The organism is Leptotrichia sp. OH3620_COT-345, assembly GCF_003932895.1.
GTDB lineage: Bacteria > Fusobacteriota > Fusobacteriia > Fusobacteriales > Leptotrichiaceae > Pseudoleptotrichia.
In genome coordinates, this window is the sequence record NZ_RQYW01000023.1 from 1 (window position 1) to 24,976 (window position 24,976).

Sequence of the window (24,976 nt, forward strand, 5' to 3'; positions counted from 1 at the left end):
GGATCAGGTATTACCTCGGAAAATATATTGAAATTAAAAAACAGCAGCATTACAAAAGCTACCGTTTTTCTGAACAATTTATCTTTAAAATATTGTTTTAATCCTAAAATATATTTACTTTCTCTCATATACTTCACTTCCTTAATTATTTATTTTTTAGTTATATTTATTTTAAGTTATTTATTAGTAATCTTATCACATTTGTTTATATTTTACAATCCTTTTATTCATTTTAATATACAAAATTAAAACATATCTTAAAAAATCTTGATATTTTTGCATATTACACTATATAAATTATTTTTGTAAGATATCAAATATACTAAGTTTATTAGCTCTTATATTAAAATCTTTTCAATATCTTAAACAACTGAAATTATTATTTTAAATATAATTATTACTTACTCTCTATTATCTTTTGTAAAAACAAAAAATACTCTGATACCTTTTAAAGATATCAGAGTAACTTTTTTTATTTAAAATGCTTCAATATTTCTTTTTAACACTCAAATTTTACAACATAAAAAATATTAAAATAAATATCATAAAAATAAGTCAATAATAAATAATTATCTTTTACGTCTATTTTTTCTTTCCATTTCTCTTCGTTCTCTTCTTGACATTGGTCTTTGAGCCATTTGTTTATCTTTTGAAGTTATTTCCCCGTCATTTTCGTCTAAAATATCATGTTCATATTTAACGTTTCTTACTTCCTCATGTTTTAAATTTCCTGTTTCCTCTTCACCTTTAATTCTAAGTTTTAGTATAAATGAACTTGTTTCTCTTTTTATTGCATCTATCATTTCATTATAAATATCAAATCCTACAATTTTATAATCATTAATAGGATTTCTTTGTCCATAGGATCTTAGCCTTATACCTTCTCTTAATTCGGTTAAGTCTTTTAAATGCTGCCTCCATTTCTGATCAAGTACTTCAAGCATTATATATCTTTCAATTCTTCTGAATGTTTCTTCTCCTACTAGCTGCTCTTTTAAATTATATTTTTCTACTAAATCTTCGTAAACGGTTTCAATTATAGTTTCCTTATCCGAATTTTTTAAATTTTCAGACAATTCATAGTCAAAAATTTCTCTGAATTTATCTTCCAATAAATTAATATCTCTTGTCTCTCCAATAATGGACATATTTACAGTATCTTCTACAGTTTCTCTCATCATGTCCAATATAAGTTCCTTTAGCTCTTCATTTTTAAGAACCTGATCTCTCTGAGTATAAATTACTTCTCTTTGTTTATTATTTACATCATCATACTCTATTAAACTTTTTCTTGATGAAAAATTTCTACTTTCAATTCTTTTCTGAGCATTTTCTACAACTTTCGTAATCTGTTTATGTCTTATTTCTTCATCTTCATCAAGTTTCAGGAATTTCATCATTGACTTAAGTCTGTCTCCTCCGAAAAGTCTCATTAAATCATCTTCAGCAGACAAATAAAACTCTGAAGTTCCGGGATCTCCCTGTCTTCCTGCACGTCCTCTCAATTGATTATCTATACGTCTGCTTTCATGTCTTTCAGTACCCAATATGAACAGTCCGCCTGCTTCCAGAACTTTTTTCTTATTTTCCTCACAGTCTCTTGCATAAGCACTGTATGCCTCTTTATATTCTTCCGTACCTTTTTCGGCAACTTTTAAGGCAAATGATTCAGGATCTCCTCCAAGTTTTATATCTGTACCTCTTCCCGCCATGTTTGTGGCAATAGTTACTGTCTTAAATCTACCTGCTTGGGAAATTATTTCCGCCTCTCTTGCATGATACTTCGCGTTCAGAATTTCATGAGGTATTTTTTCTTTTTTCAGCAATGCAGATACATCTTCCGAATGTTCTATAGATGCAGTTCCTACAAGTACAGGCTGTCCTTTAGCATAAAGTTCTTTTATTTTTTTAGCTATTGCTTTATATTTTGCATTTTTTGTCATATATATGACATCTGACAAGTCCTGTCTTATAACAGGTTTATTTGTAGGAACTTCTATAACTCTCAATTTATATATCTGCTTAAATTCCTCTTCTTCAGTTTTTGCCGTTCCCGTCATTCCTGATAATTTGTCATACATCCTAAAATAGTTCTGTAAAGTAATTGTCGCAAGAGTCTGATTTTCCCCTGCTACTTCAAGCTTTTCCTTAGCTTCTATTGCCTGATGAAGTCCATCTGAATACCTTCTTCCTTCCATCAGCCTTCCTGTAAATTCATCGACAATGATTACTTCTCCTTCATCGTTTATAATATAATCTCTATCCAATTTAAATAACTCTTTCGCTTTTAATGCTTGTGTTAAAAAATGTGTAAGTTCGACATTTTCAGGTGAGTAGAGGTTATCAATTTTCAATATTTTTTCTACATTCTTAATCCCTTTATCGGTGATTGTAACTGTATGAGATTTTTCATCAACTTCGTAGTCTTCCCAGTCCTCATCGGGAATAACCGTATTCTTTTTATCTTTTATTTCTTCAGTTTTATAACTTCTCTTCAATTTTACAGCCACTTCTGCAAATGTATTATACCACTCTGTAGTTTCTTCAGCTGCTCCTGAAATTATTAACGGTGTTCTTGCTTCATCTATTAAAATTGAATCTATCTCATCGACAATGGCATAATTATGTCCTCTCTGAACTTTATCCGCCATATCTCCGACCATATTATCCCTTAAATAGTCAAATCCGAATTCATTATTTGTTCCGTATGTTATATCCGAATCATAAGCTCTCTTTCTTTGCTGATTGGATATATTCGCTACTATTACCCCCGATGTAAGACCAAGAAAATCATATATTTCTCCCATTGTGTCCCTATCTCTTTTTGCCAGATAATCATTAACCGTCACTACATGGACACCTTTTCCCGTAAGGGCATTCAAATAAATAGGCAATGTCGACATAAGAGTCTTTCCTTCTCCTGTTTTCATTTCTGCAATTCTTCCATTATGAAGTATCATTCCCCCAATTAATTGAACATCATAAATTCTCATTCCGGTAAGTCTTTTAGCAGTTTCCCTTACTGTAGCAAATGCCTCGACAAGTAAATCGTCAAGAGTTTCTCCTTTTTCTATTCTTTCCCTAAATTCACTTGTCTTGTTTTTCAATTCATCATCTGTCAATTTCTCAAATTCGGGTTCTATATCATTTATATGTTCTACCGTTCTTCTCATTTTTTTTATTTCACGCTCATCAGCAGTTCCAAATATTTTTTTTCCTAACTGTTTTAACATCTCAATAATAATGTGTTTATAACACATCTCCTCTCTTTGTAGTTTTATTTCTTATGATTTAATTTCAAAATAAAATTTTCTATTCAATCAGCTTCAAATTATTTTCAGAGTTTTTCAAAGTTTTTATGCTGAAACTCTCTTCTGTTTTTTCTTTATTTATTTTTTTTTCACAAAAAAATAAATAAAATTTTGAAATTTTATGTCTATCTCTACTAATACTGAAAAAATATTTATTTTCTTTTGCTTTTTTTTCTTTTTCTTTGCGTTTTTCAATACGTTTCAATTCTTTTTTCAAATATTTATTATATTTTATACTTTCTATTTGATTTACTTCGGTTATTAACTGCCTTATATCTTCATAGCTCAAATCATTTTCATTTACAAGAATATTCAGCTGTCTGTTAAAACTGGCAGTTCCTAAAAGACTTGAATAACTCATTACAAATACGAAACATGTTATAATAAAGACAATTTTTTTATTTTTTTTCATCTTAACATTTTTCTCCGTTAATTTTTATCTGTCTATACAATATCGCTGAATATTATATCATTATTTTTCTTTAATGTCTATGACAGAGAATTTTAAATTCTATTCGTCTTTTTATTTTTATTTTATTAGAATTTTCTACTATTTCATTTACAACCAGTCACTTATTTTATGTTCACATAAAAATTTATTTGAAAATAGTATATCAGTTATGCTATAATAAACAACTGATTAAAGAAATAAAATATGAAAAATACCATTTTTATTGATTAATCATATCAAAAAACAGCAAAAATACTATAAATATACTATAAATAGGAAATAATTAAAGATGTTTGGGATAATCCATCTGTAAAAAAAACCTTTTGGAATACGTATGTCTGACAAAAGGATATACGTATTTTTTTATATTTACAGTAATATTGACTGTAATTATTTATAATTAAATAAAATAGGAGGAAAAATGCTCGAATTTTTTAAAATATTCCGTTTCGGAATGAATGAACTTTTATGGATTGGATATCTAATATTCAATTTTACTGCTATTATATTGGCTTACAGATTTTGGGGAAAAATAGGATTATTTGCTTTAGTTCCTTTATCTATAGTTATTGCAAATATACAAGTTGTTAAAATGATGACTTTATTCGGCGTAGAAACTACAATGGGAAATATAGCTTTTGGAGGAGTATTTTTAATATCCGACATACTTTCTGAAAATGAAGGTAAAAAATATGCAAAAAAGGTGGTATCAATAGGATTCATCTCGATGATATTTACTATGATAGTAATGCAAATAATGTTAAAAATAAAGACAGGATCAGGTGACATTATGCAGGAACATTTAAGTCAAATTTTTGGATTACTCCCTCAAATTGCTCTAGGAAGTGTTTCGGGATTTGTTGCTTCGCAGGCCTTTGATATATGGGCTTATCAAATAATAAAAAAAATACGTCCGGAATATAAAGATATATGGATTAGAAATAATGCAAGTACAATGATAAGTCAGATTATAGATAATATAATATTCACATTTATTGCATTCTGGGGCATATATTCAGTGCATCAAATGATCGTAATAGTGTTCTCAACATATTTTTTAAAATTATTTATAGCTTTTGCAGATACCCCTTTTGTTTATATAGCCACATTATGGAAAAAACAAGGTAAAATAAAAGAATTAGGAGCTGAAAATGAATAGATACAGTATAATAACCGAAAAAAATCCGAGAGAAATTGTGTTATTAAAAGGGTATAAATGTGCTTACGGAAAATGTGCATTCTGTAACTACATACTTGACAATACTGATGATGAAAAAGAAATGGAAAAAGTAAATTTTGAAGTATTAAAAAATATAAAGGGAAATTTCGGAGTTCTGGAAGTTATAAATTCCGGTTCAGTATTTGAATTAAGTAAAGCTACTTTGAAAAAAATAAAAAATATATGTGATGACAAAAATATAAAAGTCATTTATTTTGAAGCATATTTCGGATATTTAAAAAGACTAGATGAAATAAGAGAATATTTTAAAAATCAGGAAATAAGATTTATAATAGGGATCGAAACATTCAATAATTATTACAGAACACAAGTATTGAAAAAAAATTTCATGTTAAACGACACTGTCCTAAAACAATTGAAAGAACAATATCAGACAGCATTATTAATGATTTGTACTCATGGTCAAACAAAAAAACAGATATTATCAGATATAGAGCAGGCAAAAAAGCATTTTAAAGAAGTCGTAATAAGTATATTTATAGACAACGGTACGGAAATCAAAAGAGACGAAAAACTTGTAAAATGGTTTTTAAAAGATATTTTCCCTGTATTAAATAAAGAAAAAAACATTGAAATATTAGTAGATAATAAAGATTTTGGAGTATATGTTCAGTAAATTTAATATTTAAATTAAAATCATTCAGTTTCTTTAATGAATACATAAACTTTAAAAAGTGTAACAAAATATGTGAATTTAATTCATTTATAAAGGAGATATAAATTAATCTTTTATCCTAATATATTACTAAAAATTTTTTAACAACTTTACTAATAAAAAATAAAATTTGAAAAATAAAAAAATCAAGGTATACTACTAATAGCGAACATCTACAGATTGTAGTTAAATGATTAAGGAGATGATTTAATGAATGTAAAATTACAGACAAAGTATGACCTATATATTGATGGAAAGTGGATACCTTCATTTGACAAAAAGACATTAACAGTAATTAATCCTGCTACAGGTGAAAAGCTTACAGAAATTTCCGAAGCTACTCCTCAGGATGTTGATAATGCAGTAAAAGCTGCACAGAAATCTTTTGAAACTTGGAAAGATACATCTCTTGTAGAAAGACAAAATATTTTATTAAAAATAGCTGATATTATTGAACAAAATAAAGAATATCTTGCAACTATAGAAACACTGGACAACGGAAAGCCTATTCGCGAAACTATAGCAGCCGATATTCCTCTTGGAGCCGATCATTTTCGTTATTTTGCAGGAGCTCTTCGTACAGAAGAAGGTACTGCAAATATAATAGATGGAAACACAATGAATATAATTCTTCGAGAACCTATAGGAGTTGTAGGCCAAATTATTCCTTGGAATTTTCCGTTTCTTATGGCAGCATGGAAATTAGCTCCCGCATTAGCAGCAGGATGTACAGTAGTACTTAAGCCTTCAAGCCATACTTCTCTTTCTGTACTCGAACTTATGAAACTTATAAGTGATGTAGTTCCTGCAGGAGTAATTAATATTATTACAGGAAGCGGTTCAAAATCGGGTGACTATATATTAAAACATAAAGGATTTAAAAAATTGGCATTTACAGGGTCTACAGCAATAGGGCAAAATGTATATTCAGCAGCTTGTTCACATATGATACCTGCAACACTGGAATTAGGTGGAAAATCTGCAAATATATTTTTTGACGATTGTAACTGGGATATAGCCATAGAAGGAGCACAAATGGGTATTCTGTTCAATCAGGGACAAGTATGTTCGGCCGGTTCACGTATATTTGTACAGGATACAATCTATGATAAATTTGTAAATTCACTTGCAAAAATATTTGATAAAGTAAAAGTTGGAGATCCGCTTAACTCTGATACTCAAATGGGATCACTGATTTATGAAAAACACCTAAAAGATGTTCTTAATTATATAGAAATAGGTAAAAAAGAAGGTGCCCGTTTAGTAACAGGAGGATATCGTATAGAAGATGAAGAACATAAAAACGGATTTTATATAAGACCTGCTATTTTTGCAGATGTAACTAATGATATGAAAATAGCACAGGAAGAAATTTTTGGACCTGTTGTCACAATTCAAAAATTCCATACTGAAGAAGAAGTTATAAAACTTGCCAATGATAGTATATATGGGTTAGGTGGTGGATTGTTTACCCGTGATCTTAACCGTGCAGTTCGTGTTTCAAGAGCTATTGAAACAGGTCGTATGTGGGTTAATATTTATAACATCTTCCCTGCAGGTGCTCCTTTCGGAGGATATAAACAGTCAGGAATAGGACGTGAAACTCATAAAATTATACTTGAACATTATACACAAATGAAAAATATAATTATAAATTTAAATGAAAAAACTGTCGGATTATATGAAACAGAATAATGAAAAAGAAAAAATAAGGACTTAAATAAGTCCTTATTTTAATGATTTTCTGATATAATAATTATATTTAAAAATTTGTAATCGACAACAGGGTTATGAAAACAGAAATAAGTTTCATAAGAAATCATTAAAATAATTTAAATATTGAATTTTTATTTCAATATTATTATATTTTTATTACATTTTTGTACTAAAGCTACTTTCTACCTTTCAAGATTCAAATTTTACAACCTGAAAAATATTTAAGTGAGCATCATACAAACATCCTTTTCTGTTTTTATAGCAAATAAAAATTTTTAAATATTTGTGAAAATATATAAAATTTAAGTTGATTTGTTTCTTGCACTAAACTTTTTACTATATTACACTTGTTATTATAATCATCTACAAAAAAGATCGGAAGTATTTTGAGTAAACTTTTTTCAAAAAAATATAAAAAATATTAAATTTTCTCTTTTCAAAGTACAATAATTTTTAAAGATTTATAAAATTTTGTAAATAACATATGAAAAAAGCTGAATCCACATTCAGCCATTTTTTAAGGACGTAATTCAGCTAACTTCTCCAAATTAATATCAGCATCATAATCCACATTATCAAAATCAAACCCACTTAATTGCATAAATTCTTCTCTTGCCCCGGCATAATCACTTATTTCCTTAAAATTTTCAGGTGTAACTTTTTTCCATAATGTCTCTACTTCAGCCTGAACATCTTCTCTCATTTCCCAATTATCCGGTCGTAATCTTCTTTCAGAGTCTATCTCAGGCTTTCCTCCATAAACCATATCTTTAAGAAGTCTATGTTTCTGTTCAATAGTTCCTTCATGTATACCTTTTTCTTTCATTACTTTGTAGAGTAATGCAGCATATAACGGGAATATAGGAATAACGGCACTTGCTCTTGTCATAAGAGCTTTACTCAGTGATACATAAGCTTCTCCTTTATACTTATCTTTCAAAAAATCATTTAATACATCTGAAGTATGCTCTAAATCTCTTTTTGCTGCTCCAATAGTACCGTCTTTATAAATCCCGTAAGTTACTTTAGGACCTAAATATGAATACGCAATTGTTTTAAATCCATTTTCCAATACTCCTGCTTCATCAAGAGCATCAACCCAAAGTTTCCAGTCTTCTCCTCCCATTACTTTTACAGTACTGTGAATTTCTTCAGGGGTAGCGATTCCCATAACTGTTTCTTCCATTTCCTCTTTTTCCAAATTTATAGAAGGACCCGTAATTTCTTTTTCAGTTGACTTTAATGTTGATCTGTATGTAATTCCGTCTTTGGGATCCGTTCTTAATGCACTTGCAAGACTATAAATCAAAAGATCAACTTTGCCTCCGAACTCTTCTTTTATATATTTTATAACTTCTTGTTTCATTTCATCTGAAAAAGCATCTCCCATAAAATTTTTAGAAATAAGCCCTTCTTTTCGTGCAGCTTCATTAAAAGCGATTGTATTCCACCAACCTGCTGACCCTGTTCTTTTTCCTTCTATTCCTTTTTCATATGCTACTCCGATAGTATCTGCTCCGGCTCCAAATGCTAAAGAAATTCTGGAAGCAAGACCGTATCCTGAAGAAGAACCTATTATTAAAACTTTTTTAGGTCCCGTATATTTATCTTGAGATTTTACATAGTCAATTTGCCTTTTTACAAACTCATAAGCCCCTATAGGATGATTAACAAGAGCCAGACTTCCTTTTAATTTAGGTTTTATAACCATTTTTCCCTCCTAAAAATATTTTATCACTAAAGTATACAATAATTATTTAAAATTTACAATAGGAATAATCACCCTTTTTGAAAAAACTTCCCAAAACTCTTATTTTAAATTATTTCAAATCCAAAAGTTTTCAAATAGAATATAAATTAAGTACTTACTTTACTAACATAACAGTTGGCACAGTCGGCACTCTATGTCCCAATTTATTTCCCGGTGTTGAATTTCCAAGCCAATTATAAATAAATTTTATCTGGTCATCATAATGACGTATACATTTATGTGATTCAGGAAATGTTCCTATTTTTCTTGCAGTAACCGCTTTTCTGGCTTTTCTCGTTTCTTTAGGTTCAAATAGTGAAGGAATACTGTGCATATATCCTCCTCCACTAAATCTTACTGCATTATTTGCATCTCCTACTACAGTTTTATTGTCTGATCCCGTATATTGCATTACAGGTTTTGAATATGCTATTAAAAACGCTCCGTAAGGAGTGGCATATGAATTTCCTGAATCTTTTCCTGTAGTTATAAAAGAAGTCGTAACTACATTCCAAGTATTTAAATCCGGATTTTTTTCTATAATCATTTCATTCTGACTGTGTCTGTCCACATATATAAATCTTGTAATTTCATTTGTAATTTTACTATCTTTGAGTAATGCTTTTTTTGATTTTTTTAAATAGTATGTTCCATTATCATATACATCGACTTTCACTTTCAGATATTTGTCTGTTTCTTCAATAATAGTCATTAAACTTCTATCAGGTAAATTAATAAAATCTTTAAAACTGGAACTTAAATATGCTCTTTCACTTTGGTTTTCTCTATTTCCATATTTATCCTTAACTGAACCGTTTCCTCCTCCTAAAGGAACATAATCATCCAAAACGTATATTTTCTGACCTTTTGATATGGCATCGGAAACAAATTTATTAGTTTTTTCAACCTTTTTCATCATATCATGCCAGTCAAATTCTCTTTTTATTGCAGATGTACTTAATACATATCCCAATTTCCCGTCAAAATACACTTCATACCATTCGGATATCCCATTTTTAATATTAGTTTTTACTTTCCCTATAACTTTATATTTGTGAGCATAAGATGCCTTTTTTAATACTGCGGAATTTTTATTAGGCTCTTTTCTTATATTTACTGAAGTTTTTATAAAAATAAATTCATCCATATCACGTGGAGAATTTTTCCCGTACTTATAATCAAAAGTAAGATTTTCAGGTCTCTCTTTTAAATAATAAGCAGTATATGAATAAGGACCTTTTATAAGTTTATCGGTTTTTATTGGAGATTTATCAGATACTTTTTCGATATCTTTATCAGGTTTTTCATCAGGGACAGGTTCTTTGGAAACTTTTCCTACATCTTCCTTTAAATCTTCAGGTACAGTTGCTTTGTCTTCAATTTCTTTTTTTACATCGGTTTTTATATTATTATTATTTATAGTCATTTTCTCACTATTTGTATTGACTATTTTATCTGAATAACTATTAGATTGAATATTTAAAGCTGTTTCTTTCTTTTTTTCTTTTTTAGGATACTTTTTCACAAATTCTTTTGAAAACTTATTGAATTCTTTTTGAAAATTATTTCTTTCAAATACTTTCTCAATTGTTTGTCCCTTTATAAATTTATCATTTTCATGCTTTACATAAGGAATAAATTTCGTGTAAATTTTATCATTTTCTTCAAAATATTCGATTAACAGTCTATCTTTTTTACCGTCTTTATCCAAGTCAGGATTCATTTCCACAGTTTTCCAACTTTTCTGTGACAAAGTATTAATAGATTCTGCCATTGTAACTGTAGTATATACTGCAAAAGATAATAAAGAATATATTATTAAAGATTTAAGTTTTACTAATTTCATTTTTCACCTCATAAAAATTTATTTATAATACAACTGCTATTACAGGTTCATCAGGTATTGTATTATCTCTTACTTTAGTCGTACTTTTTCCATTTATCCAATTCACTATAAATTCTATCTGGTCATCATGATGTCTTACACACTTATGTGATTCTTTATAGGTTCCTATTTTCTGAGCTACTACAGCCTTTATTGCTTCTCTATTTTCTCCATACGAAGCCGGAATTCCATGCATATAAGCTCCTCCACTGAATCTTACAGCATATTTTGCTTCCCCTGCCACAACAATATCATCTCTATTTCCCACTCTTTTATTTCTGGGAATAAGAGATAAATCTTCATCTTTTTTTACACTTCTTGTAAACATCATATATGGTCTTGTAAAAGCTACAAGAAATGCTCCATGAGGTGTTTCATATGAAGAAAAGCCGTTATCTCTTCCTGTAGTAACAAACGAATAAGAAATAATCGCAAAATTATCAGTACTTCCCACTCTTTCTATTATTGCTTCCGTCTGGCTCTCAGGATCAATAGTAATAAATTTATTAACTTTTTCATTTATTTTAATTTTTTTCATTACTCCGGGTTTATCATCTATATAATAAGGTCCTCCATATAAAGGAGTTTCAATTTTTATCATTTCATCTTCTCTTCCTGTTATCCTGAAAATAGTTTGATCCGGTATATTAATTTTTTCTCCATTTTTATTAGCATTTGTATATCCTGTTATACTTTGATTATTTCTGTTTCCAAATCTGTCTTTTGGACTGTAGTAATCATTTGCAAGTGGTCTGTATTGAGTAATTATATATAAATCCGTTTCATTTTTCAGAGAATCGTTTATAAAATTATTCACTGTTTTTATTTTAGAATACATTTCATCCCAATAAAACCCTCTTTTTAAAATATTATTCTGATTTCCCGATATATATCCCTTGATTTTGCCACTATTTTTCTCTATTTCTGTTAAATACCAGAGCTGCTGCTCATTATCTTTAACAGATACGAATTCCAGTAAAATTTTCGGTTTATCTTTATATTTTCCTACAAATGCCACTTCGGAAGAATTATTTGGCATTTGAGTAAACACAGCGGTTTTTTTGACAAATATAAAATTATCCAAATTTTTGGGTGAGTGTTTATCAAATTTAATATCAAACACTATCTGCTCATTGGTATTATCGTCAAGTATCTCAACATATCTAATTTCATTTATCTTTAAATCTTTTGAATAATCATTATAATGTTCTTTTATTTTTTTCAAATTATCTTTAGCTCTTTCCATAGAAAAAATGTTAATTTCATCCTTAAGGGAAATTTGAAAGGCAAATCTGTACCTATTCTCTTCAAAAATATAAATAGAGACTGCCGCCTCAGCTTTTAGTCCATTTTTCTTAGAATTTACAAGTATTTTTTCCTTTACACCGTCTTTATTGAAATCATATTCAAAAAAATCAGAATCAAATCCTGATACTGTCATATTTTCATAATATTCTTCAGGAACATCTATTTTTCCGATAGAAAATGTATTAAAATTCCAAAACAAAACAAATAACGATAGTAATGTTACTCTTTTCCACATATTTTCTCCTTATACAAATTCATAAATTACTTACATTTACAACATATTTTATCATATGTTTTTAATATTTTCAATATGAATTATAAATTACATTTAAGTAATTTAATTTCTTTAAAATTATGCTCCTTTTTTAAAAATTTACTTTCCTTTTTTTAGATTTTTTTATAAAAAAGACATTCCTCTATGGAATGCCCTATTATTAAGTTAAAATGCAGGTATTACACTTCCTGTATATTTCTCTTCCAAATATTTTTTTACTTTTTCACTTTGTAACACTTTTATTAATTTTTGTATCTTTTCTTCATTTTCTCTTCCTTTTAAAACTGTAACTATATTTACATAGGGAGAGTCTTTGTCTTCCACAAGTATAGTATCATCTTTAAAAGAAAGCTTTGCATCCAAAGCAAAGTTGCTGTTTATAATAGCTGCTGTAACTTCTCCAAGTCTTGGCGCAAGCTGCTCAGGAGCAAGCTGTTCTATTTTCAGATTTTTATTATTTTCTGTAATATCAGATAATACTGAATCCAGTTTTGTATTGTCCTTTAATTTTATAACTCCTGCTTTATCAAGAAGAATTAAGGCTCTTCCTCCGTTTGTAGGATCATTAGGTATTAAAATTGTATCTCCGGCTTTCAAATCATTTATATTCTTAATTTTTTTTGAATAAACAGCCATAGGTTCCACATGTATTTTTCCTACTGATACAAGTTCCATTCCATTTTTTTGAGCAAATTCTTCCATATATGGAATATGTTGAAAAAAGTTTGCATCCAGACTTTTATCTCCCAATCCTTTATTCGGTTGTATATAATCATTGAACTGTACAATTTCCAATTCAACTCCCTCATTTTTTAGATCATCCTTTATTAACTCGAGCAATTCCTGATGCGGTACCGGAGTTGCACCTACTACAAGCTTTTCAACTTTTTTGTCTATACTTGTATTTGTAACACCTTTCTCTTCTTTCTTTTCTTCTTTTGAACCTCCGCATGAGAGTATAAAAAGTAATGTCAGTAATCCTAACAGTAATTTTTTCATTTTTAATCCTCCTAATATTTTTTTGTTTTTTATATAATATAAATAATTTATATCTTATTTTAAAAAGCCGGTATTATCACGTCTTTGTATTTTTCTTCAATATATTTTTTTACTTTTTCTGATTGTAAAGCCTTAAGGAGTTTCTGAATTTTCTCTTCATTTTTTCTCCCTTTTAATGTTGCAAGAACATTTACATAAGGAGAATCCTTTTCTTCAGATAATATTCCGTTATTTTTCGGATTAAGTCCGCTGTCCAAAGCATAACTTCCTGTTATAAAAGCTGCATCTGCTTCTCTGTACCTCGGTGCAATCTGATCAGCTGCAAACTCTACAAATTTTAATTTTTTCATATTTTCTGTGATATCTGACAATTTTGAATCCAGTTTCGTGTTATCTTTGAGTTTAATTAATCCTTTTTTGTCAAGTAACAGTAATGCTCGTGTCAGATTTGTAGGATCATTAGGTATAAATATTATAGCTCCTTCTCTCAGTTCCTCCAAAGATTTTACTTTATCTGAATAAAGAGCCATTGTAGGCAGATAAATTTTTCCTACCGCTTCCATTTCAAATCCGTTTTTTGTACCGAAATTACTCATATAAGGTACATGCTGAAACAAATTCGCATCTGCACTTTTATCTTGCAGTGCTTTATTTGGCTGTATATAATCATTGAATATAAGCACCTCGAGATCTATTTTGTCTTTTTTCAATTCCTCTTTTACAAGTTCTATTAACTCTCCTGCCGGAACAGGAGTAGCCGCTACAACTAACTTTTCATTTTTTCCGTCAGTAATCTTATTGTCCTTCCCATTTCCGCATGATAATATTGTAAATATCAATATTACCGTTAAAAAAATAATTTTTTTCATTTTTACACTTCCTTCCTTTTTTATTATCTTGTTCTTTTTTTGTTTACTAATTTTACTAAACTATTCCCTATAAACTGTATAATTTGTACAAGTACTATAATAACAATAGTCGCTTGCCACATTATTTCAGGATTTAAACGGGTATATCCGTCCACTACCGCAGCATTTCCAAGCCCTCCTCCTCCTATTGATCCTGCTATGGCAGAATATCCTATAAGACTGATTACTGTTAAAGTCAATCCATGAATAAGCGCAGGTAAAGCTTCGGGTATCATTACTTTAAAAATTATTTCATTTGTAGTTGCTCCCATTGATTTTGAAGCTTCTATCAATCCCTCGTTTACTTCTTTCAATGCTCCCTCTATTATTCTCGCTACAAAAGGAGCCGCTCCCAATGACAGCGGTATTATAAATGCCACACTTCCATAGGATTTACCTACAATCTGTCTCGACAAAGGTATTAGTAAAACCATAAGTATTACAAAAGGAATAGATCTGGTAATATTTACAAGTATCATGTCAAGCAACTTATGTAAGGTTTTATTAGGCTTCACTCCTTTAGAATCTGAAACTACAAGAAGTATTCCTACAGGAAGACCTATAATCAGTGATACAATCGTTGCTATTCCTACCATATATATTGTTTCCCATAATGGTATAAGCATATTATTGAATTGCAAAAATTTTGACCAGTCAAATTTCATTATAACACCTCCAATTCCACGTTATTTTCTTCAAGCCAACCTCTTATAGCTTTGAGTTTCTCCTCATTTGAAATAATTTCAACTATAAGATAACCAACTACTGTATCACTAAGCTTGTCAATAGAACCTCCAAGTATATTTATATCAGTGTTATATCTTTTTATTATTTCGGTAATATAAGGTTTATCGACTTGATCTCCTGAAAATTTCAGTTTCAATTTAGTATTTCCTTTTAATTTTCTTTCTCCTATTTCATTTTCTTCAATTTCAAATCTTTCATGAGATATATTTTCTACAAATTCTTTTGCCAAAGAAGTTTTCGGATTTAAAAATATATCTTTTGTTTTTCCTTCCTCTATTATTTTCCCATCAGACATTATGGCGGTTTTATTACAAATTTTCCTTATTACTTCCATTTGGTGTGTAATAAGTATTATTGTTATTCCAAATTTTTTATTTATATCTTTCAGTAGTTCCAATATTGAATTTGTAGTTCTCGGATCAAGGGCACTTGTTGCTTCATCTGAAAGAAGAATCTCCGGATTGTTTGCTAATGCTCTGGCAATGGCAACTCTCTGTTTCTGACCTCCCGACAGTTGTTCAGAATAATTATGTTTTTTTGATGAAAGTCCTACAATCTCCAAAAGTTCATCTACTCTCTGATTGATATCCGCTCTCTTCCAACCTGATATTTCAAGTGGAAAAGCTATATTTCCTGCTACATTTCGCGAATTAAGAAGATTGAAATGTTGAAATATCATCCCCGTTTTTTTTCTGAAATTACTAAGTTCATTTAAATCAAAATTTAAAATATTCCTTTCTTCCACATCTTCCATTTCAGAATTTCTTTTTCCGTATTTTATAAGAATTTCTCCTGAAGTAGGTTCTTCCAACCTGTTTATCAGTCTAATCAATGTAGATTTTCCTGCACCGCTAAGTCCCATTATCCCGTATATATCACCTTTTTCTATTTCAAGACTTACATCATTTACGGCTTTCAATTCTTTACCATTATTTGTTTTATATATTTTAACCAGATTTTTCAATGTAATAAATTTCTTCATATTCACCTCTTTATAATTTTACTTTTTTTACTTTAACTTTTTTGTATAATTACATATTTTTATCTTTTAATAAACTGTATTTATAAACTCCTTCACTCTTTGGGAATCAGGATTTTCAAATATTTTCCATGATGTACCCGTTTCAAGTATTTCTCCCTTGTCCATAACAATCACTCTATCAGATATTTCTTTTACAAAATTCATTTCATGACTTACTATAAGCATTGTAATGTGTGACTTTTTAAGTTTTCTTATTATTTCCAGAACTTCTTTTACAAGTTCCGGATCAAGAGCTGAAGTAGGTTCATCAAAAAGCAGTATATCAGGCTCAAGAGCTAATGCTCTCGCTATAGCGGCTCTTTGTTTCTGGCCTCCTGACAGTTCATTAGGAAAGTTGTCTTTTTTGTCCCGGAGTCCCACTATTTCCAATCTGTTCAAAGCTATTTCCACAGCTTCAACATCACTCATTTTTTTTACTGTTTTCAATGTTTTCACTATATTGTTTTTCACAGTCATATGAGGAAAAAGATTAAAGTTCTGAAAAACCATTCCTATTTTCAAAAGTATATGGTTTTTAAAACTTTTACTAATTTTTTTATCCTGTAAGTCATAACCTTCTATTAAAATTTTTCCTCCATCTATTTTTTCAAGATCGGAAACAGCTCTTAATATTGTTGATTTCCCACTTCCACTTGGTCCTATTAGTGAAACTGTCTCTCCTTTTGATACATATAAATTAATATTTTTAAGAACGTATTTCCTTTAAAAATTTTTTTCAGATTTATAACTTCTATAATTTTTTCCTTATCTCCACTATTATTTTCCTTATTAAACATCCTATTCTCCCTTAAATCCTTACTTTATTCGTTCTTTCTATATTTTTGAAAAGCCTGTCAATAAGAAGACTCAATATCAGATATATAATAATAGCACATATATAAGGTGTTATCTGTAAATATACTCCTGCGAGCTCTTTAGTTCTTTTCATAACTTCCGTTATGGATAGCACATATATCAATGATGTGTCTTTAATTAAAGTAATTGCCTCATTTCCCAAAGCAGGAAGTACGCGTCTTATAGCTTGAGGTAAAATGATACATGTTATTCTCTGAAAATAAGTATATCCCAAAACTTTTGCAGCTTCATATTGGCCTGCATCTATACTTTCAAGTCCACTTCTTATTATTTCAATTAAGTATGCTGCATAATTTATACCATAGGTAATTACTGCCGCTTCATAAGCTCCCAACTTTATTCTATAACCAAAAAAATTTATTAATGGAAGACCGTAATACACAACTAAAAGTTGTAGCATTAAAGGTGTTCCTCTAAATATCCATGTATATACCGATAATAAATGTTTTATCATCCTATTTTCCCCTATATAAGCCAATGCTCCTAATATTCCCATTGGAACTGACAGAAAAATTGTACTTATATAAAGAAAAAATATATTCGGTAATGTTTTTAAAAGTTCTACAAACATCTGGACTGCTGACATATTTTTTCCTCTTTTCATTTTTCTATAAAAAGAAACGATCCTCAATTTTACCTGAGAACCGTTTCTTTTCAAACTTATTTACAAAAGATTCAGAAAACAATCACAGGCACATTTCTTATCAATACAACATAAGCTTGTACCTTGATTTTTAGCACAAACTTAACACCTATGACTGCACATTGATTCTCTAAATCTTTTCATTTCATTTTCCTCCAATTTTAGCTTTAATTTTTAAATTTATAAAATCTTATTTGTAGAAATATTATATTTTATATTGTCTCAAAAGTCAATATTTTAATATATATATGTTATTAAATATTATTATAACTTTTTCTAATCTTTAAACCATTTTGAATATATTTCTTTATATATCCCTTCGTTTTTCATTTCTTGAATTACTTTATTCAAAGCATTTATCAGTTCTATATTTCCTTTTTTAGCTGCTATTCCGTATTCTTCATTACCGTAATTTTCATCTAAAATCACATATATTTCTCTTCCTAGTTACTTTTCTTTCGTACTTTTTATATATTTGGCAAGTATTTCATCTGCAACAATTGCATCTATTCTTCCTAAATCCAAATCCATAAATGCCTGATCATAGTGGGCATATGTCTTAAAATCCTTAAATTCCTTATTTTCTTGACTTTTTAAAACTGCTTCTTCTCCACTGCTTTGCGTCTGACTTGCCACAATCTTCCCCTTTAAATCTGATTTTTTATTAATAGATGAATTTTTTTTCACTATTATTATTTGACTGTTTTCCAAATAAGGCTCCGGCATTTCCATTTCTTTAATTCTTTCGGAAGTAATTGTAAGTCCGTTCCAAATAAGGTCAATATTTCCTCCATTCAGTTCCATTATTTTGGAATCCCAATTAATCGATTTAAATTCCACTTCAATATTTAATTTTTTAGCTGCAGCTTTCGCCAGATCAATATCAAAACCTACAATTTCTCCTTTTTCGTTTTTAAAACCCATAGGTGCAAATGTATCGTCCAATCCTATTACAACTTTTTGAAGAATTCCTTTTTCTCCCTCTATACCTTTTTTTTCACTTTTCTCTATGCTACACATTAATACCGACATTAAAGTCATTATTATAACTATCACTTTTTTCATTTTTCCTCCTAAGTATTTAATAGTTTTAAAATATACCAAAAATTAATTTATTAAAAAAAGCCCCCGAAATTTTTTCCTGAGAGCTTCTTTTATTAATTGTTAAAAAAATTCAGCAGCTTCACAGGTACAGTTTATTACAACAGAAATAAGCCTGTACCTTTTTAAAACAGCACAAACTTAGCTACCTATGATGATATGATAAAAATAATCCTCTGAATTTTTTCATTTTATGATCTCCTTAATTTTAGTATATTTTATTTATTTTATAAGTATATATATTTTTTATTCAAAAGTAAAATATATGTTTTTAAAACATATAATATATATAATATATTTTTATATCTATTAAAATTTATAATTAAGATAACTCCAAAAAATAATATTTTACTTTCATTTAAAATATCTAATATTTTTTATTATATTTCTAAATTAAAACAGAATATCATAAATACATTGAAATATACTCAAATACATATCTTTTTACTCCCTATGTATATTAAATCCCGTCGCCTGTTTAGTCGCCATTATAGTAATATCCGATATCTGTACATGCTCAGGCTGATTTGCAACGTATAATATCGTATCTGCTATATCTTCAGGATCTAAAGCTTTAATTCCTTTATAAACATTGTCGGCTCTTACTTTATCTCCATGAAACCTGACCGCACTGAAATCGGTTTCTACAATTCCCGGCTGAACTGTAGTTACTTTTATATTTTTATCTATTACATCTATTCTTATACCGTCACTTAAAAATCTTACTGCCGCTTTTGTAGCACAGTAGACCGCTCCATTTCCATAAGAATAAAGTCCCGCTGTAGACCCTATATTTATTATATGTCCCGAGTTTCTTAAAATCATATTCGGAATAATTTCCCTTGTAACATACAAAAGCCCTTTTACATTGGTATTCAGCATTATCTCCATATCACTTACGTTATATTCCTGAAATTTTTCCATTCCCAAGGCAAGACCTGCATTATTAATAAGAATATCAATGTGACCTACATCTTCTACAATTTTTTTTACAATGCTTACGACATCCTCATAAACACTTACATCAAGTTTATATGTAAATACTTCAACACCGTATTTTTTCTTAATATCTTTTTCTATTTCGTTCAATTTTTCTTTTCTTCTTGCACATAATATAAGATTATCTCCGTTTTTTCCAAAGACATGGGCCGCTGCTTTTCCTATTCCACTTGAAGCACCTGTAATAAATATATTTCTTTTCATTGATTACCTCCTGCTTATATAAAAATTAAATATAGTTTGCCATATCAAAGAGTTTATACTCGTATCCCATATTTTCAAATAAATTTTTTCTATATATTATTGATTTATATGAAGTTTTACCTGAAAAATTATTTATACTATTAATGTCTATGAGTATTTTAGCTTTACTTTCATTCTTGTCTTTAACGGCATATTCCAACGTAAAACCTCCAATTTTATATTTTTTGACTATTTCATCATTTTCTCCTAATTTTACTTCATTTTTTATAATATTTATAATTTTTTTATCTGTATCGATAATACTTTCATAAGGAATGTTCGTATATTTCATTTTATTTTCAGATAATATGTCAATGATTCTGTTTTCTTTATCCGTATCGTTTTCAGACACAGCTTTGGCGTAATTCAGATAAGCATAAAATATCCCTTTCCCATTATTTCCATTTTTTTTAATTTCATTCTCCCAAATTTCCATATTTTCTTCAGGAATTGACGTAAATACCGTAAATTTATATTTTGCCCTTGTTATAAGTACATTAAGTAACTTATAACCTTTTTGCTGATTATTTAAAGGACCAAAATTTTGTATAAATTTTCCTTCGTCACTTTTTCCAAATGTTGTAGAAAGTATTATTATATCTCTTTCATCTCCTTGAACATTTTCCAAATTTTTTATAAACATATTATTTTCAAGAAGTTCATTGTATCTGTTTTTAATTTTATCATTGTCATTTTCCCTTAAATAAGCATTTATTTTACTTACTATATTATTTTTCTGTTCCAAATTCAATGTAACGATACCTACACTCGGTAATTTATCGTCTATAATAATTTTATCTCCAAATATGTATTTGATAATTTCATCAGCCTCACTGTCATTTTTTCTGCCTTTATATACCCCGTCCACTTTAAAATATTCTATTGGAATATAATCTTTTTTTGCAGGCATAGGAACAAGTCTTGACTCATAAAATGCCGCATTTGAAAAATTAATCAACTTAGGATGTTTCGATCTGTAATGAAAATCTAAATACGACATTTCTACATCATCATTCAGATTATTCACATAATCGAGGAGCGACTCACTGTCGGCTAAAAATAAATCTTCTTCATCTATTGTTTCTTCGTTTTCGACTATATTTTGCTGCTCCATTTCTGTACCGAAATAATTTGAAGGGGGCATCTGATGAATATCTCCTGAAACAATTTTGTATTTACCTCTGATCAATGCAGGCAATATTTCTTCCAACTTCAGTTGACTTGCTTCATCAAACACTACCAAATCAAAAACTCCTTCTTCTAAAGGAAGTACAGCACTGCATGTATTAGGATCGGTCATAATAATCGGAAACATATCCTTAAAAAATTTCACATCTGTTTCCACAATTTCCCTTAATGTATTTATCTTTCCATACTTTGAATTTTTCCTTAAATTATAGAGCATTTTAATATTTTCACTTTTATTCATTACAGTTAATGCCCTCTGTCTTATTTCATTCCAATATTTTTTTATCCTGTACCTCTGCATAGCCGTTATATAACTGTCACTTTCAATGAGTTTCGGAATATTAACATTAAAATCTTTATATTTTTCATTTTTTATATTGCTATTTTGCAATAATGAATAATAATAAGACATCAATAAAAATTCTTTTCTATCATTTATATTATTTTTCTCCATATAGTTTAAAAAATTGTTCATAAATGCCTTTTCTTCCTGAGAAATTTCAGTATTTTTCTTTTCATCGTTAAAATTAATAAACTCGATTTTATTATCTATTATTTCATTCAACGTATTTGAAAAATTTTCCAATTCCTTTAAATATAAGCCATAATCATACTTCGTAAATTTTTTTTCAGTATATTTGTTGTTATAATCATCAAGTTTTTTTGAATAAGGATAAATATCGTTCCATGCATTTTTTATTTCTTTTATTTTCATATTGAAAATTGAAAACAATGAAATTTTGAGTTTATTTGCACCGAAATAATTTTTAAATTCATCACCGTATTTCTTTATGTTTTTGTCTATAAACAAAATCAATTTTTTCAAATTTTCCAAGATATCCAATGTTTCACTAAAAAATATTTCATAAGATGATATTTTTTCAAAATTTTTATTGTATATTTCTTCAAATTTCTTCAAATTATTTACTGTTCCTATTTTAGATAAAAGAACATCTATCCTGTCTAGAATTTTATATATATTATTTATATTGTTTTTTTGAGTTTCCACATAATAATAATTTCCATAATTTTTTCCATCCAAGTATTTTAGAATTACATCATTTAAGCTCATATTGATTTCAGACTCCAAGATTTTTCCGAAATTAGACTGATGCCCATTGTATTTTTTCTTCAGTTCCCTGTACTCATTTACTGTATATTCATATTTCGCTTCATCAAACTGCTCTGTTTTAGGAAATTTTTCTTCCATTTCCCTTACTCTTTTTACAATCTGTCGTCTATCAGTAGTAGGATTACTAAGCATTGCCGCCAAATCTCCCAATCCAAGTTCGGAAAGTTTTTCATAAATTACATCAAGGGCTGTTTTCTTCTCACATACTACAAGAATATTTGCACCATTTTCAAGAGCATTTGTTATAATTGCTGTTAGTGTCTGACTTTTCCCTGTTCCCGGAGGTCCCTGTATAATTTTATACTGTGTATCGGTTAATGTTTCTACAACATTCTGCTGGCTTGGATCGGTGGAAACAGAACAGTTTTTATTCAGCTGAAAATTATCTCTATCTGAAACATTAAACTTAAATTTGTTAAAGTTTTCTCTTAAATTATTAATATCCTGTATAATCCCTTCATTCTGTCTTTTAAAGAGTCCCAATACTCCTCCATAAAATATAAAAGGGCCCTCAGTCAGTTTTTTGTCCATTTCTTCAGATTTTTCAGGAAATTTTTCTATTTTAAATTCCGTTTGATAATTCAGTTTTAACTTTTCATCTATTTTCTCAATTATATTTTTTATGTCTTCAAAAGTAAGTATAGCTTTTTCCTTTTCTTCTATTCCTGTTACATACACATCTGATAGATTTATTTTATCATCGGATAAAAGCTGCATTAACAATACTTTATTGATTTCAATATCACCATCTTCTTCCTTTGATATTATAAATTCATTCATATTAGTCTTAGATCTTGTCATATTGAGTTTCCATATAAATAGAGGAGCCTTCATAACAGATTTCGTTTTATTATTCTGTTTTACAATGATAGGATATCCTAAAGCAAAACTGCTTATTCCCTCTTCTCTGAAAATATTTCTGTTCTCATTAAAAAGATATTCAATTTTTCTTTCAATATGTCTGTTTTTTTCTTCATTTGTCAATTTAATTTTTATATTAAATGTATCTTTATTAAATAAATTCTCAAAAAATTCTTTTGAAAATCTATCATTTATTTTATCCAGATCTGACAAATCCATTCTTGCTCTGTATCTTCCCGGCATTGCATTCAGATAAATGCTTCTCATTGAACCCACATTTAATTTTTCAGATAATAAATTTAAAAAATTGATATTCATAAATCCTCCATTTACTATAAATTTCATTTTTTATTTTACAGCAAAAAATTTTTAAAACTATTTTGTTTTAGATTTAAATATTCATAATGATTATAACATTTATTTAATATTTATTGTATAAAAAAATTTAAAAAAATTTTATATTATAATTTTGTTTTAGATTTAAATAATTTCTAAAAATTTTTTTTAATATAGAATTTGTCTCTTAAATATAAGTTGTTTTAAAACTTTTGTTTTAGGTCCAGATATATTAATTTAATATTTATTCTAAATATGAGTATTGTACATCTATTTTCTAGCATACATACATATTACAAATCAAAACAAATAAAAAATGACAGATTTTAATACATCTGTATATCTGCCACTTTCTATTCTATACCAATTTCCGTTTAAAAGAAAATTTTAAAGTTAAATTCAATAACTACATTACTATAAATTATTAAAATTCTATATATTTCATTTTCTATCTGAAATTAATATTATATTTAGCCATGTTGTTAGAATTACTCACATTCAGGCAACATAAATCCTGCCACTAAATATGCTATAAGTGCTGTTCCCCCTGAAACTACACCCAAAACGATTGCAGCTATTCTTATTATATTGGAATCTTTATCCATATATTTAGCAATACCTCCACATACTCCCATTATTTTTTTGTCAGTTTTTGACTTACAAAATTTCTTTTCCATTAATTCTCCTCCTAAATAGTATATTATTTATAAACATAACTGTTTATTCAAATCAAATATGTCTTTCAACCTTTTTTCAAAAAAGATTGTGACAAAAACCTTCAAGTTCTAATAAATTCTAATTATTTTAAATTCAAAAAACACTTCATTTACTAAAAAATTATAATTTTACTACATTAAAGCAGTAATTTTTTAAACTCATTCACATATTTTTTTCACTAAAATAATTTGTTTGTTACATTTTAACTTGAATATGTTAATTTTATACCTCTATTATAATTACAGTTTAATTATATTCTTATTTGAAATTACTTTGTATTTTTTTAATTTTCTTCCTACATTCAAAATTTTCTAAAAAACATAAATTACACTAAGCAGGAAAATAGCTCTATAAGCATATCCTGTTTCTTTATTTTTCAAGTATAATAAATATTTTAAAATTACAGCTAACAGAAAGTACGTAAGGATGGTAATAAAACACCTCACAAAAAGAAAAAATCTTTTCATAAAAAGTAAAAAGGGAATACGAGGGCAATTAAGCCCTCATTTTTTATTAAACTATTAATAAATAGCTCTAAATCCTATTCCTCCTCTTACATTCTTTCCTTTTGTATCATATCCTGCATTAAATGTCACTCCGAATCTCTGGTTCTCA

The 24,976-nt window shown here is 28.3% G+C and carries 16 protein-coding genes and 2 pseudogenes; 3 read left to right on the top strand and 15 right to left on the bottom strand.

The window, feature by feature from the left end; all coding sequences use genetic code 11:
* Nucleotides 1-569 precede the first annotated feature (569 nt).
* Together secA and EII29_RS12180 are read right to left on the bottom strand one after the other, a co-directional pair.
* Nucleotides 570-3,233, bottom strand: coding sequence for a preprotein translocase subunit SecA (gene secA / locus EII29_RS10380; RefSeq protein WP_125237475.1), 2,664 nt, complete (start codon nucleotides 3,231-3,233; stop codon nucleotides 570-572).
* A gap of 79 nt (nucleotides 3,234-3,312) precedes the next feature.
* A complete protein-coding gene (locus EII29_RS12180) occupies nucleotides 3,313-3,723 on the bottom strand; it encodes a hypothetical protein (protein WP_158612518.1) in 411 nt (136 codons plus the stop codon).
* 460 nt (nucleotides 3,724-4,183) lie between these two features.
* Here EII29_RS12180 and EII29_RS10385 point away from each other — a divergent pair, with 460 nt between their 5' ends.
* The 3 genes from EII29_RS10385 to EII29_RS10395 all read left to right on the top strand — a co-directional run bounded on the left by EII29_RS10385 (nucleotide 4,184) and on the right by EII29_RS10395 (nucleotide 7,352).
* Nucleotides 4,184-4,921: a queuosine precursor transporter gene (locus tag EII29_RS10385; RefSeq protein ID WP_199726073.1), complete on the top strand. Its 738-nt coding sequence runs from the start codon at nucleotides 4,184-4,186 to the stop codon at nucleotides 4,919-4,921.
* A complete protein-coding gene (locus tag EII29_RS10390; protein WP_125237462.1) occupies nucleotides 4,914-5,618 on the top strand; it encodes a radical SAM protein in 705 nt (234 codons plus the stop codon). Before EII29_RS10385 ends, EII29_RS10390 begins: the two co-directional genes overlap by 8 nt.
* A gap of 249 nt (nucleotides 5,619-5,867) precedes the next feature.
* Nucleotides 5,868-7,352 (top strand): aldehyde dehydrogenase family protein, encoded by a 1,485-nt coding sequence (locus EII29_RS10395; RefSeq protein ID WP_125237463.1) that lies wholly within the window; start codon nucleotides 5,868-5,870, stop codon nucleotides 7,350-7,352.
* Between the two features lie 538 nt (nucleotides 7,353-7,890).
* On the opposite strand, the gene fabV is transcribed toward EII29_RS10395, so the two are convergent.
* The 13 genes and pseudogenes from fabV to EII29_RS10460 form a co-directional block, all read right to left on the bottom strand.
* Nucleotides 7,891-9,084 (bottom strand): enoyl-ACP reductase FabV, encoded by a 1,194-nt coding sequence (gene fabV, locus EII29_RS10400; RefSeq protein ID WP_125237464.1) that lies wholly within the window; start codon nucleotides 9,082-9,084, stop codon nucleotides 7,891-7,893.
* 154 nt (nucleotides 9,085-9,238) lie between these two features.
* Entirely contained in the window at nucleotides 9,239-10,969 is a 1,731-nt protein-coding gene (locus EII29_RS10405) for an SH3 domain-containing protein (protein ID WP_125237465.1), read from the bottom strand.
* 22 nt (nucleotides 10,970-10,991) lie between these two features.
* Nucleotides 10,992-12,551 (bottom strand): L,D-transpeptidase, encoded by a 1,560-nt coding sequence (locus EII29_RS10410; protein WP_125237466.1) that lies wholly within the window; start codon nucleotides 12,549-12,551, stop codon nucleotides 10,992-10,994.
* A 204-nt stretch (nucleotides 12,552-12,755) separates the two neighbouring features.
* Nucleotides 12,756-13,589 (bottom strand): MetQ/NlpA family ABC transporter substrate-binding protein, encoded by an 834-nt coding sequence (locus EII29_RS10415; protein ID WP_125237467.1) that lies wholly within the window; start codon nucleotides 13,587-13,589, stop codon nucleotides 12,756-12,758.
* Between the two features lie 59 nt (nucleotides 13,590-13,648).
* Entirely contained in the window at nucleotides 13,649-14,458 is an 810-nt protein-coding gene (locus EII29_RS10420) for a MetQ/NlpA family ABC transporter substrate-binding protein (RefSeq protein ID WP_125237468.1), read from the bottom strand.
* A gap of 23 nt (nucleotides 14,459-14,481) precedes the next feature.
* The gene (locus tag EII29_RS10425) at nucleotides 14,482-15,162 is read right to left on the bottom strand and encodes a methionine ABC transporter permease (protein WP_125237469.1); all 681 of its coding nucleotides are present in this window, start codon (nucleotides 15,160-15,162) and stop codon (nucleotides 14,482-14,484) included.
* Nucleotides 15,162-16,226, bottom strand: a complete 1,065-nt coding sequence (locus EII29_RS10430) for a methionine ABC transporter ATP-binding protein (RefSeq protein ID WP_125237470.1) — start codon at nucleotides 16,224-16,226, stop codon at nucleotides 15,162-15,164. Before EII29_RS10430 ends, EII29_RS10425 begins: the two co-directional genes overlap by 1 nt.
* A 66-nt stretch (nucleotides 16,227-16,292) precedes the next feature.
* Nucleotides 16,293-17,062: pseudogene (locus tag EII29_RS10435) on the bottom strand (amino acid ABC transporter ATP-binding protein).
* Nucleotides 17,063-17,073: 11 nt separating this feature from the next.
* On the bottom strand, nucleotides 17,074-17,727 hold the full coding sequence (locus EII29_RS10440) for an amino acid ABC transporter permease (protein WP_125237471.1): 654 nt from the start codon (nucleotides 17,725-17,727) through the stop codon (nucleotides 17,074-17,076).
* Between the two features lie 333 nt (nucleotides 17,728-18,060).
* Nucleotides 18,061-18,849 (bottom strand): annotated as a pseudogene (locus EII29_RS10445) (amino acid ABC transporter substrate-binding protein).
* 480 nt (nucleotides 18,850-19,329) lie between these two features.
* The gene (locus EII29_RS10450) at nucleotides 19,330-20,088 is read right to left on the bottom strand and encodes an SDR family NAD(P)-dependent oxidoreductase (RefSeq protein WP_125237472.1); all 759 of its coding nucleotides are present in this window, start codon (nucleotides 20,086-20,088) and stop codon (nucleotides 19,330-19,332) included.
* A gap of 25 nt (nucleotides 20,089-20,113) precedes the next feature.
* On the bottom strand, nucleotides 20,114-23,626 hold the full coding sequence (locus tag EII29_RS10455; RefSeq protein ID WP_158612519.1) for an ATP-binding protein: 3,513 nt from the start codon (nucleotides 23,624-23,626) through the stop codon (nucleotides 20,114-20,116).
* A 506-nt stretch (nucleotides 23,627-24,132) separates the two neighbouring features.
* Nucleotides 24,133-24,321: a PspC domain-containing protein gene (locus EII29_RS10460; RefSeq protein ID WP_125237474.1), complete on the bottom strand. Its 189-nt coding sequence runs from the start codon at nucleotides 24,319-24,321 to the stop codon at nucleotides 24,133-24,135.
* Between the last annotated feature and the right edge of the window lie 655 nt (nucleotides 24,322-24,976).

Bases quoted from the DNA above. Each gene is read 5' to 3' on its own strand.
- secA (WP_125237475.1), bottom strand. From the start codon at position 3,233: ATGTTAAAACAGTTAGGAAAAAAAATATTTGGAACTGCTGATGAGCGT.
- EII29_RS12180 (WP_158612518.1), bottom strand. From the start codon at position 3,723: ATGAAAAAAAATAAAAAAATTGTCTTTATTATAACATGTTTCGTATTT.
- EII29_RS10385 (WP_199726073.1), top strand. From the start codon at position 4,184: ATGCTCGAATTTTTTAAAATATTCCGTTTCGGAATGAATGAACTTTTA.
- EII29_RS10390 (WP_125237462.1), top strand. From the start codon at position 4,914: ATGAATAGATACAGTATAATAACCGAAAAAAATCCGAGAGAAATTGTG.
- EII29_RS10395 (WP_125237463.1), top strand. From the start codon at position 5,868: ATGAATGTAAAATTACAGACAAAGTATGACCTATATATTGATGGAAAG.
- fabV (WP_125237464.1), bottom strand. From the start codon at position 9,084: ATGGTTATAAAACCTAAATTAAAAGGAAGTCTGGCTCTTGTTAATCAT.
- EII29_RS10405 (WP_125237465.1), bottom strand. From the start codon at position 10,969: ATGAAATTAGTAAAACTTAAATCTTTAATAATATATTCTTTATTATCT.
- EII29_RS10410 (WP_125237466.1), bottom strand. From the start codon at position 12,551: ATGTGGAAAAGAGTAACATTACTATCGTTATTTGTTTTGTTTTGGAAT.
- EII29_RS10415 (WP_125237467.1), bottom strand. From the start codon at position 13,589: ATGAAAAAATTACTGTTAGGATTACTGACATTACTTTTTATACTCTCA.
- EII29_RS10420 (WP_125237468.1), bottom strand. From the start codon at position 14,458: ATGAAAAAAATTATTTTTTTAACGGTAATATTGATATTTACAATATTA.
- EII29_RS10425 (WP_125237469.1), bottom strand. From the start codon at position 15,162: ATGAAATTTGACTGGTCAAAATTTTTGCAATTCAATAATATGCTTATA.
- EII29_RS10430 (WP_125237470.1), bottom strand. From the start codon at position 16,226: ATGAAGAAATTTATTACATTGAAAAATCTGGTTAAAATATATAAAACA.
- EII29_RS10440 (WP_125237471.1), bottom strand. From the start codon at position 17,727: ATGTCAGCAGTCCAGATGTTTGTAGAACTTTTAAAAACATTACCGAAT.
- EII29_RS10450 (WP_125237472.1), bottom strand. From the start codon at position 20,088: ATGAAAAGAAATATATTTATTACAGGTGCTTCAAGTGGAATAGGAAAA.
- EII29_RS10455 (WP_158612519.1), bottom strand. From the start codon at position 23,626: ATGAATATCAATTTTTTAAATTTATTATCTGAAAAATTAAATGTGGGT.
- EII29_RS10460 (WP_125237474.1), bottom strand. From the start codon at position 24,321: ATGGAAAAGAAATTTTGTAAGTCAAAAACTGACAAAAAAATAATGGGA.